Here is a 13,389-nt window from a genome sequence, read left to right on the forward strand (position 1 = left end):
ATTACATAGAGTTTTTAAAACGAATTAAAATGGCGATGAAAACAGGTGCTCCCATAAATGCTGTAAGTACTCCAATAGGAACTTCTGAAGGAGCAACAATAGAGCGACTAATGGTATCTGCAATTAACAACAATATACTCCCCATTACAGCAGCTAATGGCAAAATGAGTTGGTAATTAGATTTGAATAATAGTCTTAAAATATAAGGAACAATAAGTCCTACAAAACCTATAGTACCCGAAAAGGCTACACAGGTACCAACCATGAGTGCTGTAAGTACAATAATTTGTTTTTTGATCCGCTCCACAGGAATACCTATGTGTTCAGCATCTTTTTCGCCTAGCATCATGGCATTAAGAGCTTTTCCTTTTGGCAATAGTATAACGTAAGAAAACACTAATACAGTAAAAAGAACGGCATTTTTTGTCCATGTAGCTCCGCCTAAACTTCCTAAATTCCAAAAAGTTAAATCTCGTAATTGCTCTTCACTAGAAAGGTATATTAAAAGACCTACTACAGCAAACCCCAGTGCAGAAATTGCCACTCCAGATAAAAGCATAATTACCACATTGGTTTTATTATTTGAGGTAGACATTTTATACACCAATAGCATGGTACCTAATGCTCCAATAAATGCTGCAATACTTAGTAATGAAAACTGAAGAAAATCTGGCAAAAAGTGTTTAAAATGAGCCCCTAACACAATGGTAATAGCAGCCATTAATGTTGCTCCTGCCGAAATACCTATTAAATCGGGTGTGGCAAGTGGGTTTTTAAACATGCCTTGCATAACTGTACCAGAAACGGCAAGGATGCTCCCTATTAAGATAGCCATTACAATTCGTGCTAACCTGATATCCCATATAACATACTTTTCGCTTAACGAAACTTCTGCTGGATTAAAGATAACATTACTAAGTACTGTTAAAGGCGATTTATCTTCAAAATTATATACTCCAATGTATAAAGCACCAATACTTAATAATATTAGTAATAAAAAACTTATTGCTATGTATATGTTTAATTTATTGAGCACTTTCTATCAGTAGTTTGTTAAGTTCTAAAGCTGCTTTTCCAATTCTAGGGCCGAAGTTTGAGATTAAGCCTCCATCCATGGTAAGTATGCGTTTGTTTTTTCCTGCTTGTGTTTGTAGCATACCCGATACTTGTAGCATAGCATCTATTCCGCCAGCGCTTTTAAGTCCAGAGTTAAACATTAAGATAGCATCTGGGTTTATTTCGATTAGAGATTCTGGCGTTAAGGGCTTAAAATTTTCAAATTCGGTAATTGCATTTTCTCCACCGGCAATATTAATTAAAGCTTCCATAGGAGTATTAGTCCCTGCAACCATAAGCATTTGTCCTCTTGCGTATATAAAAAGTACTTTAGGCTTTTTTTCGATAGGGGTTAGTTTAGCAATATCTTTAGTGATATTTTCTTGTAAACTTGTATAGTTTTCTACACCTATGGCATTTGCTACATTTTCGATGAGTTTTTTTGCTCCTACCACAGAGAAAGTTTGATTTATAAATTGTGTTTTAATTTTAGAAGCTTCAATCTTAGCATTTAAATCTGGGTTTACATCTTTATTAGAAGCAAGTATAAGGTTGGGTGACACTTCTAATATAGGCTCTATGGTTAAGCTTCTTACATGGCCAAGATCTTTAGCTTTTAAATTATCTGGGAAGCTACTGGTTACGTCTCTTCCTACAATGTTATCTCCTTTTCCTAAGGCTGCTATGGTTTCTGTAATAGCGCCGTTAAGCGAAACAATTTTCAAGGTTTCTTTAGCTGTTGCTTCTTTTTCGGCTGGTTTGTTTTTACAGCTTATAATAAGTAATACCGTTAGAAATAATAAACTTATTTTTTTCATGATGATGTTAAGTTAAAAATTGAACATGTCCCCTTCTCTCTACCGAGAAATAGGTTTTTATACTTCGGCAAAAATAATAAATTTATTTAGATTGTTTAAAAATAACCTATATATTTGCACTTGTAATTTATTAAGACTTATTAAAAATAATGAAGTACACTGTTTTAACATTCCTATTTTTTGTCGCCCTTTCTACTGTTGCTCAAGTAAATGACAGTACATACAATAAATTAAAAGAAGTAGTGCTTACAGGGCAAATTACCAATCAACAATCTATAGATAAGTCTGTTTTTGAAGTAAAAATAATCAATCAAGAAGCCATAAAAAACTTAGCTGCCAATAGCCTTAATGATGTACTTACACAACATTTAAATATGAATGTTTTACCAGGAAGCGATAAAGGAAGTATGGGGATAGAGCAGTTTGGGTTTGATTCTGAGTATGTTTTAATATTGGTAGATAATGTTCCCGTAATTGGAGACCAAGGTTTTGGGAATGCTATAGATATTTCTCAAATAAATTTAGACGATATCGCACAAATAGAAATTGTAGAAGGCGCAATGGGCGTGCAATATGGAGCCAATGCAGTTACAGGAGTTATTAATATTATTACTAAAAAATCATCAAACTATACTTGGGAGATTTCCCCTTTTATTCAAGAAGAAACCATCGGAAACGAATATGCTTGGTTTGATAAAGGAAAGCATATACAAGGAATAAAATTAGGACATAATTTTTCCGACAAATTATATGCAACACTAAATTATGTAAGAACAGATTTTCAAGGCTTTTTAAACAATAATAAAGGGAAAAATTATTTTAACCCTGCGAGAGAAAACGACGGATTACGCGGCTACGATTGGCTACCCAAAAAACAACACAATGCAAAGGCGTTAGTAAACTACAAAATAGCTAATTTTAAAGCCTTTTATAGGTTTGAATATTATACCGATATCACAGAAGATTATGCCGAAGATGTAAACTTTAATTACAATCCCATTTTTAATGAGGTAAACCCGACAGCTCAAGATGTTTTATTTAAAAATACGAGGTTTTACCATCATTTAAACTTTACGGGAACAGTTAAAAATACGGTAGATTACAATATATCAGCTTCTTATCAAGACCAGAAAAAAAGCAGAGAAGATTACACTTATATACTAAATACAAAAGAAGAACAAGATAACGTCTCTTTAGATTTTAATACTCGTAAAGGCTTTTTCTCTAGGGGAACATTTTCCAATTTCCTTAAAAATGAAAATATAGCCCTACAATTAGGCTACGAAATTAAGCATGATAAAGGAACAGCTGGCGATCTTTCTCCTCAAAATAAAAATGAAGACATAAAAAAACATACGCTTAATTTCTATAGCGGTTTTATGGCTTCGGAAATTTCATTAAATAAATTTACGCTTCGTCCAGGCTTTAGGTACATGGCGTCTTCTAAATTTAAACCAACTTATACGGCATCTTTAAGCGGAAGTTATTTTTCAGATACTGGTTATCAAGTGCGCGCCATATTTGGCTTGGCTTCCAAACTTCCTAGTTTCGAAGAGTTGTATTATTACCTAGTAGATTCTAACCATAATGTGCTTAAAAATGAGGATTTATTACCAGAAAAGGGAAAATCTGTTTTTCTACATATAAAGAAAAAATACTGGTTAACCGATGCCCTTAGTTATACCCCTAAAATTACACTTCATTATTTAGATGTTGCCGATAAGATAGACCAAATAGTAATTAGCAACAAGCCCTTAACCATTCAACACCAAAATATAGATTTATATAAAACTTGGGGTGCGGTACTACGCAATCAATTAACATATAAAAATCTCTCGGCAAATTTAGGAATAGGTTTTTTGGCAGAAGCACGCGATTTAAAAAGTGTAGCTGGTTTTAAAGATGATTTTCTGTATGCCCTACAGGCCAATGCTAACCTAAACTATAAATTCCCTAAATGGAACACCTACGCAACACTTGCTTATAAACATAACGGAGCCCAATATCAATATTGGTACAATGCCGATAACGACAACTATGAAAAACAAAAAATTGAAGCTTTTAGCTGGCTAGATGCCTCTGTTAGAAAAGAATTTAAAAACGGATTAGAAATTAGCCTAGGCGCAAGAAATTTATTAGATGTAACCGATGTTACTGTAATTAACGGGCAAGGAAGCTCACATGGAGGCACATCGACCACCCGAGGATTAGGCTATGGTCGCTCTTATTTTTTAAAATTATTATACACCATAAAATTCAAATAACATGAAATCAATACCTAAAAATATGTATGCAAAATTTAGCTTATTACTGCTATTAGTACTTGGTTTTACAGCTTGTAGTAGCGATGACGACAGCATAAAAACCACAGATGCAGCAGTAGCTTTTCAGGAAAAATCTATCGCTGTTACAGAACCCTCTGCAGTAACTGTTCAGTTAGTGTTTTCTAAAGAGGTTGTAAAAAGTGGAACGATAGAAGTAACCTATACCTCAAACAACACCGCTTATGGAGAAGATTATACAACACTTCCAGAAGGAGAAACGGGAGTTATTACAATCCCTGTAGAAGCAGGAAGCAAAGCGGCCTCGTTTACATTAACCAAAACAAATTTCACTAATCCCGCAGAAGAACCTCTCGTAACCTTTACCATAGGGAAAGTAAATTTAGAACAAGTTTACGCAACAGGAAACACAAGCCTAGCGGTTTATTTTACCAACACGGCATCGATAGGTGGTAGCTTAAACCCAAGTGTTGGTGGACCAAACGAGCAGAATCAAGTTTTTATTGATTTAAGTGCTAATGCAGAACACATTTCACATCGTGAAAAATGGGATTTGGCTTTTTATAGCTTAGATAACGAGTTTAGAGTAAAATTAAACAGCTCTTTATACATGTTTGCAGCTCCACTAACAAGTACCGATATTAACAATATTGATATGAATGAAGTAGAAGCATTGAAAACAGATATGGATTTCATTGTATCGGGTTCAGATGCCTATGTAGATGATCCTTCTGGTGATATTAATGGAACCGTGATTCAAGAAATTGTAGCTACTCCAGAAAACAATAAGGTGTATTTACTAAAAATGGGCTTTGAGGTAGGTACAGAAACACCAAATGTAGGCGGTGTGGCAATTTCAGGCGAGGCTCGTGGTTGGAAAAAAATACGAGTGTTAAAGCAAGCAGATGCCTATCTACTACAATATGCAGACCTAGAATCAACTACTTATGAAGAGGTGACTATCCAGCGCTCATCAACACATAACTTTACTTTTTATAGCATTGTAAATCAGCAAGAAGTAGCAGTAGCGCCAGAAAAGGAAAATTGGGACATTTGCTTCACCACGCATACCGAAGTTCAGGAACTACCAGGACAAGATGCTAATACAGCCTACGGATTTTCAGATTATGTGCTAACAAATACTTACCAAAAAGTAGCAGTATATCAGGTAAACGAAGACGAGGTTTCTTATGCTAATTTCTCTGTAAATAATATAGCCGAAGAAAAATTCCAGATAGACCAACGTGTAATAGGTGCAAATTGGAGAGATGTATTCTCAGATTTCCATGCTGATAGGTACTATATCATAAAAGATACTGCCGGAAACATATACAAACTAAAATTTACAGCATTTAAAAACGATAGAGGCGTACGAGGTTTCCCTGCTTTTGAGTATGAACTTGTAAAATAATAAATAAACTAAAACTATAAATCTAAATAAATTATCATGAAAACACTATTATCATTTCTTTCTTTTATAGGAATTTGTGCACTAGGTTTTGCACAACAAACCGTAAATCTAAGCATGGGTAGCGGTTATACCGATCGTGTATTTTATAAATTAGCCACAGATAATACGCAGGCATATACCGCTAGCGATTGGGAAGTTGCTTTTTTAAGAACAAGTCCGTATGCTTTTGCAACTCGTATTAACGACCAATTAGGACTTCAAGTTTACGAGGTTTCTGATGATGTGGCAGATTGGAATAATATCGATGTTACCAACACGAGTACATGGACAGCCTTACATAATAGCGAATTAATATGGGATTTAGGTGCTTTTGACCAAGGTTCGGCTTCTTATGGCTGGGGAGAATACGGAAGTGACCACCATGTTCGTGGAAGCATCATCTTTGTAATAGAGCACGGAGAAAATAAATATACCAAATTCTTTATCGACGATTATTTCTCGGGTTATACTTTTAAATATGCTAAATGGAATGAACAAGCAGGTACTTGGGATGCAGACCAAACTGTAACAATACCTAACAACCAAAATACCGATAGATATTTTAACTATTACAACCTAACACAAGGGAACGAAGTAATCGCAGAACCTGCAGCAGCAGACTGGGATATTGTATTTACAAAATTTACTACAGCTTACCCTGTACAAGGTGGTACAATGCCTTATGTAGTAGCCGGAGTTTTACACCACCCAGCAGTAGAGATTGCTAAAGGAACAGCTACCTCTGTAAAAGAAGACTTAACTTATAGCGCAGATATTAATACCATTGGATACGACTGGAAATCTTTTACGGGAGGTGCTTATACCGTAAGCTCAGATGTATATTACTATATAAAAACCGCAGAGGAAGAAGTGTATAAACTTAACTTTTTAACTTTTGATGGCTCAAGTACAGGAAACCTTAGTTTCCAAGTAGAAAATATAACCGATCAAATGGATGTAAAAAAAGTGAATACTAAAAACGTAACCGTTTACCCTAATCCAACAGTAAATAAACAATTAACGGTAGCTTTAGACAATTCGGTAGCTGAAACAAGCTTAGAGCTGTATAATATGCAAGGGAAACTTGTTTTTAAACAAAATAAATCACCAAATAGCACAAATCAACAAACCTTAGATTTAAACCATTTGCAAACAGGAGTTTACTTGTTACAAATAAAAACGGGTACAGATACGCTAACTAAAAAAGTTATTCTTCAGTAATTATTTTTTATAATTAGGTTATTGTTAAGCAGCTTGGTTTTCAAGCTGCTTTTTTTGTCCAAATACTTGTTCTAAAATAATACCAGCAACAATAAAAAGTAAACCAATAATGGTAGAAGACAAAATTTTCTCTCCCACAACAAAGTACACCACAATAAGCGATAAGAAAGGGGTGAGAAAAATAAACTTACTAACTTTAGCCGTGGTTTCTGAGTACTGAAGCGCCATTGCCCATAAAACAAATGTAATTCCCATTTCAAACAAACCAATATATACAGTACCCCATAAAGCTTGAGAATTAGGGATGTTGAAATCAGAAAAAAAGAAGGTGGCAATACTAATATAAATAAACCCAAATATAAAACTTAAAAAAAGTTTTACACTATCATCTCGTTTATCTCTTATATTAAAAATCCAGAACAAGGCCCATATAATGGCTGTACTTAGGGCGAGCAAAGCCCCATTGAGGTTAGAAAACTTAAAAGTTAAAAGGTCTCCTTTTGTAGAAATAATAAAAACACCAATAAAACTAATCAAAATAGCAAAAACGCTAATCCATTTTACCCGTTGTTTTAATAGCGGAATAGAAAGTAACGTAAGCATGATAGGCCAAGTGTAATTTAGCGGTTGTGCTTCCTGAGCAGGAAGTACAGCGTAAGCTTTAAACAAAACCAGGTAATATACAAAAGGATTTATAAAGCCCATGATAACAGACGTTATATAATCTCGTAGACGGCTATTTTTTAATAAATGTATTTTTTTTTGAAAGAAAAGTATACTAAACAGCGCAAGGATGGAAGTAATTGAAGAGAAAAATAACAGTTGAAGCGAATCAAAATAAACTAAAGATACTTTAAAAGCAGAAGCTACAGTTGCCCAAATACAAACCGAAAGACCAGCGTATATATAGGCTTTTTGTTGATTTTTCATAGACTTATAAGCTTATAATAATGGTGAAAAAAGAAAAAACTAAAACATGAATACTACAAAAAAATCCCGTTTGAAACGGGATTTTTTTCAATAATTTTATAAAACTTTTTAAGCTTTTACTAGCTCTACATCAAATAGTAATGTAGCATTTGGCGGAATAACACCTCCTGCTCCTTGTGCCCCATAGGCTAGATCTGCAGGAATTACCAATTGTGCTTTATCGCCTTCAGAAAGCAATAAAATACCTTCGTCCCAACCAGGAATTACTTGCCCTACACCTACAGAAAACTCTATAGGCTGGTTTCTTTTAAAAGAAGAATCAAAAACAGTTCCGTCAAGCAACATCCCTCGGTAATGTACACTTACCGGGTTGCCTTTTTCGGCCTTTTTACCATTTCCTTTTTCTGTAATTTTATAATATAATCCTGAAGCTGTTTTCTCAAAGCCTTCGGTTATTTTTTTCATAGCTTCTTCTGCCTTTGCTCTTGCCGCTGCTTCTCGTTTTTCTTTTTCTGCATTAAAATTTTCAAAACGTTCTAGCGCATCAAATTTTTCTGCCTCTTCACCTATTCTTTCTATACTTATTTTATCTAAGTTATCACCTTGTTCTATGCTATCTACCACGTCTTGACCAGAAACAACTTCGCCAAACACGGTATGCTTCCCGTCTAACCAAGGTGTTGGTACGTGTGTAATAAAAAACTGACTCCCGTTAGTTCCTGGGCCAGCATTTGCCATTGATAAAATTCCGGGTTTATCGTGTTTTAATTCTGGATGAATTTCATCGTCAAACTTATATCCTGGTCCTCCTGCTCCTGTACCATTTGGATCTCCTCCTTGAACCATAAAGTCTGAAATTACACGATGAAAAGTAAGTCCATCATAATAGGGTTCGCCTATGATTTTAGCTGAATTCTTCATTTTTCCTTCAGCTAGTGCAACAAAGTTCCCTACGGTTCCTGGGGTTTTATCGTGTGTAAGCTTTATAAGGATTTCTCCTTTGGTCGTTGTTAAACGTGCGTATAATCCGTTATCCATTTTTTATTTTTTTATTTAAAGTGCAAAGGTATAATTTAAGTAGAGTTCTTCCTAATTTGAAAATCATAAAAGCCAAACGTCTCCGCTTGGCTTTTAAATTAATAAGGGTGTGTATTTTTCTATTTAATTAGCTACTTCACTAATAAATTTAATTCTATATAAACGAATTTCTTCATCTTCATAATCGCCATCAAATTCATCCATCGCTTCATCGATTTTATCGGTTTCTGCTTCTAAGAAATAATCGTGTAATTCTTCTTGTTGATCTTCATCTAGCATAGTATCTACCCAATAGCTAATATTTAGTTTAGTTCCGCTATATACAATGGCTTCCATCTCTTTAATAAGCGCATCCATTTCTATTCCTTTAGCATGCGCTATATCGTTAAAAGACAGCTTTCTATCTACACTTTGAATTATAAATAATTTTAATCCGCTATTGGCTCCTGTAGTTTTTACCACCAAGTCGTCGGGCCTGATAATGTCATTTTCTTCTACATAATTTTGGATAAGCTCTACAAATTTACGTCCAAACTTTTTTGCTTTCCCTTCTCCTACCCCATGAATATTGCTTAGTTCCTCTAAGCTAGTGGGGTATTTGATAGCCATATCTTCTAAAGATGGGTCTTGAAAAACAACAAATGGCGGAACATCTTTTTGTTTAGCTACTTTTTTACGTAAATCTTTTAGCATACGCATGAGTTGTTCATCTATAGCTCCTGAGGATTTACTTGAGGTAATTATATTTTCTGTAGTTTCTGTTTTATATACATGATCTTCTGTCATCATGAATGAAGTTGGAGTTTCTAAGAACTGTTTTCCTTTTGGGGTTAGTTTTAACACGCCATAAGATTCTATATCTTTTCTTAAATAGCCCGCTACCATTACCTGGCGTATCAAAGCCATCCAATATTGTGCTTCTTTAGATTTTCCTTTTCCAAAAATTGGCAGCTCATCTGTTTTATGAGCTTTTATAAGCGCATTAACTTTACCGGTTAAGGCATTTACCAATTCCTTACCTTTATAAAGCTGATTTGTTTCTGCTACTACTTGCAATAATAAGTCTACATCTGCTTTAGCTTCATGTTGCTTTTTAGGGTTTTGGATGTTATCATCCATATCGGCACCTTCGCCGTTTTCACTATCAAATTCTTCGCCAAAATAATGCAGAATATATTTTCTGCGCGACATTGATGTTTCTGCGTAAGCAACAACGTCTTGCAATAAGGCATGTCCTACTTCTTGTTCTGCAACGGGTTTACCGCTCATAAACTTCTCTAGTTTCTCTATGTCTTTATATGCATAGAATGCTAGGCAGTAGCCTTCTCCGCCATCTCTTCCTGCTCTTCCTGTTTCTTGGTAATAACTTTCTATACTTTTAGGAATATCGTGATGGATTACAAAACGCACATCTGGTTTATCTATTCCCATTCCAAAAGCAATTGTTGCCACCACAACATCTACGTCTTCCATAAGGAACATGTCTTGATGTTTTGCTCTGGTTTTTGCATCTAAACCAGCATGGTAAGGCACTGCAGAAATTCCGTTTACTTGTAAGGTTTGTGCTAGTTCCTCTACTTTTTTTCTGCTGAGGCAGTAAATAATACCACTTTTTCCTTCATTTTGTTTTACAAATCTAATAATGTCTGCATCTACTTGGGCAGTTTTAGGTCTTACTTCGTAAAAAAGGTTAGGGCGATTAAAAGAAGCTTTAAATGTATTTGCATTGGTAACGCCTAAGTTTTTAAGAATATCTTCTTGTACTTTTGGTGTTGCTGTTGCTGTTAAGGCTATCATGGGTATATTTTCGCCAATCCGCTTAATTATACTTCTTAAATTACGGTATTCTGGACGAAAGTCGTGTCCCCATTCAGAAATACAGTGAGCTTCATCTATGGCTAAAAAAGATATTTTTTGCTTCCTTAAAAACTCTACGTTTTCATCTTTGGTAAGCGATTCTGGAGCTACATATAGTAGTTTGGTAACCCCATCTTCAATATCCTTTTTTACTTGTTTTATCTCCGTTTTATTAAGTGAAGAATTTAGCACATGCGCAATTCCTGGTTCTGAAGAAATCCCACGTATAGCATCTACTTGATTTTTCATCAAAGCTATTAAAGGGGACACTACAATAGCAGTACCTTCTTTTATCAATGCAGGAAGCTGATAGCATAATGATTTTCCTCCTCCTGTAGGCATAATGACAAACGTATCATGATTGGTTACTATGCTTTTGATTACCTCTTCTTGTAATCCTTTAAATTGACTAAAGCCAAAATACTTTTTTAACTCCTGGTGTAAATCGATTTCTGCCAAACTAATTATTTATGTTACAATTTTAACTACCTTTGTTTCTCTAAAAATACATAATTTTAGACGAGTAACAAACATCAAATATCTAAAAATTAATGTTACCAAACAATATTCTTTCTATCGCAAAAAAAACCATCGCTAACGAGGCAAAAGCTATTGCTAATTTAGAGAACTTTCTAGACGACACTTTTACAAAAGCTGTAGAGCAAATATACAACGCAAAAGGCAGAGTTATTATAACTGGTATAGGAAAAAGTGCAATAATTGCTCATAAAATTGTTGCTACACTAAATTCTACCGGGACGCCAGCTATTTTTATGCATGCTGCAGATGCTATACATGGAGATTTAGGAATTATACTAGAGGACGATGTGGTGATATGCATTTCTAAGAGTGGAAACACGCCAGAAATTAAAGTACTGGTACCACTTATTAAAAATTTTAAAAACCCTCTTATTGCCATTACAGGGAATTCTGCTTCGTTTTTAGCCAACCAAGCAGATTATGTACTAAACACCTATGTAGACAAAGAGGCTTGCCCTAACAACCTTGCCCCTACCACCAGCACTACCGCTCAATTAGTAATGGGCGATGCCTTGGCTGTTTGCTTGTTAGAACTTAAAGGCTTTTCTTCTCAAGATTTTGCCAAGTATCATCCTGGTGGTGCTTTAGGAAAGCAACTCTATTTACGGGTTAGTGATATTACAGCGAATAACAATAAACCTCAAGTTTCACCCGATACTCCTATTACGGAAGTAATCGTAGAGATTTCTGAAAAAATGCTCGGAGCAACAGCGGTAATAGAAAACAATACAATTGTTGGTGTTATTACCGATGGAGACTTACGAAGAATGATTAAAGAAAACAAAGATTTCTCTCTACTTACTGCTAAAGATATTATGAGTACTTCTCCTAAATTAATCGATAATAATGCAATGGCAATAGATGCGCGTAATTTATTAGAGGACTATGGCGTATCACAACTAATTGCACAAGAAAACGGTCTATATAAAGGAATAATACACTTACATAATCTTATTAAAGAAGGAATCGTATAAATTATGCCTAAAAAAACAAAAGCCAATCCGCAGGAAATGTCTTTTTTAGACCATTTAGAAACCCTACGTTGGCACCTTATTCGTAGCATTATAGCAATTATTATCATCTCGGGTGTCGCTTTTCTAGCAAAGAGCTTTATTTTCGACGTTATTCTTTTTGGCCCTAAAGACCCTAACTTTATCACCTATCGCATTCTCTGCAATGTTTCTAAAAGCATAGGTTTAGATGAAAGTTTTTGCTTTACAGAAATTCCTTTTCGTATTCAAAGTAGAACCATGGCTGGACAATTTAGCGCACACATGTGGACGGCCATCACAGCAGGGTTTATCATCGCATTCCCCTACATTATTTATGAACTTTGGAAATTTATTGCCCCAGGCTTACATTCTAAAGAACGTAAAGCCTCTCGTGGCTTTATATTAGTAGCTTCTATATTATTTTTTATTGGTGTCCTTTTTGGGTATTACATTGTTTCCCCTTTATCCATCAACTTTTTAGGCTCTTACCAAGTAAGCAAAGAAGTATTTAACGATATAGATTTGAGCAGTTATTTTGGCTTAATCAGGGCCTCTGTACTGGCAAGCGGACTCATTTTTGAGCTTCCCATCCTTATTTATATTCTAACAAAAATAGGATTAGTAACTCCCGAAACACTTAGGTCTTACCGAAAATTTGCCCTTGTAGGAATCCTTATTGTATCGGCTATTATCACCCCGCCAGATATTGCCAGCCAAATAATTGTAGCTATTCCTGTTTTAATTTTATACGAAATAAGTATTTTTATCTCTAAAATTGTACTAAAAAAACAACAGAAAAACGAGATTAAAGCTCAACAATCGTAATTCAACACAATAAATGGCAAAAGAAAAAGATTTAATAAAAGAATTTAATGATTATCGCACCAAGATGAACGATAAAATTCTAGAAGACGATAACAAAGTACTTAAACGTATTTTTAATCTTGATACTAATGCTTATGCCGAAGGAACGCTTGATGTAAAAACAAAAGAGTTATTAGGTTTAGTAGCATCACTGGTATTAAGGTGCGACGATTGTGTTAAATATCACCTTGAATCAAGCTATAATGCCGGGGTAACTAAAGCACAAATTTCAGAAACGCTAAGCATAGGCACACTTGTGGGTGGTACTATTGTAATACCTCACCTACGCAGAGCTTATGAATATTGGGAAGCTTTAGAAAAGAATAATAATTAAATTAAAC

General features: G+C 34.8%; 11 protein-coding genes. 6 read left to right on the plus strand and 5 right to left on the minus strand.

The genetic code is table 11. The features are described from left to right. Window position 1: 1 nt before the first annotated feature. Together GGR32_RS05530 and GGR32_RS05535 are read right to left on the minus strand one after the other, a co-directional pair. Complete coding sequence (locus GGR32_RS05530; RefSeq protein WP_183477199.1) at window positions 2-1,036, minus strand: iron chelate uptake ABC transporter family permease subunit; 1,035 nt, start codon at window positions 1,034-1,036, stop codon at window positions 2-4. Further along, window positions 1,026-1,874, minus strand: coding sequence for a heme/hemin ABC transporter substrate-binding protein (locus tag GGR32_RS05535; protein WP_183477200.1), 849 nt, complete (start codon window positions 1,872-1,874; stop codon window positions 1,026-1,028). The genes GGR32_RS05530 and GGR32_RS05535 overlap by 11 nt, the downstream gene beginning before the upstream one ends. Before the next feature lie 149 nt (window positions 1,875-2,023). Between GGR32_RS05535 and GGR32_RS05540 the strand changes: the two genes are divergently transcribed. Genes GGR32_RS05540 through GGR32_RS05550 form a run of 3 tightly spaced genes read left to right on the plus strand, consistent with a single transcriptional unit; the run spans window position 2,024 to window position 6,827 of the window. Further along, window positions 2,024-4,138, plus strand: coding sequence for a TonB-dependent receptor plug domain-containing protein (locus tag GGR32_RS05540; protein ID WP_183477201.1), 2,115 nt, complete (start codon window positions 2,024-2,026; stop codon window positions 4,136-4,138). Between the two features lies 1 nt (window position 4,139). After that, on the plus strand, window positions 4,140-5,567 hold the full coding sequence (locus GGR32_RS05545; protein ID WP_183477202.1) for an HmuY family protein: 1,428 nt from the start codon (window positions 4,140-4,142) through the stop codon (window positions 5,565-5,567). 36 nt (window positions 5,568-5,603) lie between these two features. After that, window positions 5,604-6,827: a T9SS type A sorting domain-containing protein gene (locus GGR32_RS05550; RefSeq protein ID WP_183477203.1), complete on the plus strand. Its 1,224-nt coding sequence runs from the start codon at window positions 5,604-5,606 to the stop codon at window positions 6,825-6,827. A gap of 24 nt (window positions 6,828-6,851) precedes the next feature. On the opposite strand, the gene GGR32_RS05555 is transcribed toward GGR32_RS05550, so the two are convergent. The 3 genes from GGR32_RS05555 to recQ all read right to left on the minus strand — a co-directional run bounded on the left by GGR32_RS05555 (window position 6,852) and on the right by recQ (window position 11,117). Beyond that, window positions 6,852-7,757 carry a DMT family transporter gene (locus GGR32_RS05555; protein WP_183477204.1) on the minus strand — a complete coding sequence of 302 codons (906 nt, stop codon included), beginning with the start codon at window positions 7,755-7,757 and terminating at the stop codon, window positions 6,852-6,854. Window positions 7,758-7,865: 108 nt separating this feature from the next. Next, a complete protein-coding gene (locus GGR32_RS05560) occupies window positions 7,866-8,795 on the minus strand; it encodes a peptidylprolyl isomerase (RefSeq protein ID WP_183477205.1) in 930 nt (309 codons plus the stop codon). 123 nt (window positions 8,796-8,918) lie between these two features. Next, window positions 8,919-11,117, minus strand: coding sequence for a DNA helicase RecQ (gene recQ / locus GGR32_RS05565; RefSeq protein WP_183477406.1), 2,199 nt, complete (start codon window positions 11,115-11,117; stop codon window positions 8,919-8,921). Between the two features lie 86 nt (window positions 11,118-11,203). On the opposite strand from recQ, the gene GGR32_RS05570 reads away from it, so the two are divergent. From GGR32_RS05570 to GGR32_RS05580, 3 genes are read left to right on the plus strand one after another with little or no spacing between them, the layout of a single operon-like run. Then, complete coding sequence (locus tag GGR32_RS05570) at window positions 11,204-12,166, plus strand: KpsF/GutQ family sugar-phosphate isomerase (RefSeq protein WP_183477206.1); 963 nt, start codon at window positions 11,204-11,206, stop codon at window positions 12,164-12,166. Window positions 12,167-12,169: 3 nt separating this feature from the next. Continuing rightward, on the plus strand, window positions 12,170-13,009 hold the full coding sequence (gene tatC / locus GGR32_RS05575; protein ID WP_246415177.1) for a twin-arginine translocase subunit TatC: 840 nt from the start codon (window positions 12,170-12,172) through the stop codon (window positions 13,007-13,009). A gap of 13 nt (window positions 13,010-13,022) precedes the next feature. Beyond that, a complete protein-coding gene (locus GGR32_RS05580) occupies window positions 13,023-13,382 on the plus strand; it encodes a carboxymuconolactone decarboxylase family protein (RefSeq protein WP_183477207.1) in 360 nt (119 codons plus the stop codon). Window positions 13,383-13,389: the final 7 nt, after the last annotated feature.

The sequence above is a fragment of the Mesonia hippocampi genome, from assembly GCF_014197445.1.
Taxonomy (GTDB): Bacteria; Bacteroidota; Bacteroidia; order Flavobacteriales; family Flavobacteriaceae; genus Mesonia; species Mesonia hippocampi.

What these genes read in the sequence shown, in the direction of transcription:
- GGR32_RS05535 (WP_183477200.1), bottom strand. Translation starts at nt 1,874, where the DNA reads ATGAAAAAAATAAGTTTATTATTTCTAACGGTATTACTTATTATAAGC.
- GGR32_RS05540 (WP_183477201.1), top strand. Translation starts at nt 2,024, where the DNA reads ATGAAGTACACTGTTTTAACATTCCTATTTTTTGTCGCCCTTTCTACT.
- GGR32_RS05545 (WP_183477202.1), top strand. Translation starts at nt 4,140, where the DNA reads ATGAAATCAATACCTAAAAATATGTATGCAAAATTTAGCTTATTACTG.
- GGR32_RS05550 (WP_183477203.1), top strand. Translation starts at nt 5,604, where the DNA reads ATGAAAACACTATTATCATTTCTTTCTTTTATAGGAATTTGTGCACTA.
- GGR32_RS05555 (WP_183477204.1), bottom strand. Translation starts at nt 7,757, where the DNA reads ATGAAAAATCAACAAAAAGCCTATATATACGCTGGTCTTTCGGTTTGT.
- GGR32_RS05560 (WP_183477205.1), bottom strand. Translation starts at nt 8,795, where the DNA reads ATGGATAACGGATTATACGCACGTTTAACAACGACCAAAGGAGAAATC.
- GGR32_RS05570 (WP_183477206.1), top strand. Translation starts at nt 11,204, where the DNA reads ATGTTACCAAACAATATTCTTTCTATCGCAAAAAAAACCATCGCTAAC.
- tatC (WP_246415177.1), top strand. Translation starts at nt 12,170, where the DNA reads ATGCCTAAAAAAACAAAAGCCAATCCGCAGGAAATGTCTTTTTTAGAC.
- GGR32_RS05580 (WP_183477207.1), top strand. Translation starts at nt 13,023, where the DNA reads ATGGCAAAAGAAAAAGATTTAATAAAAGAATTTAATGATTATCGCACC.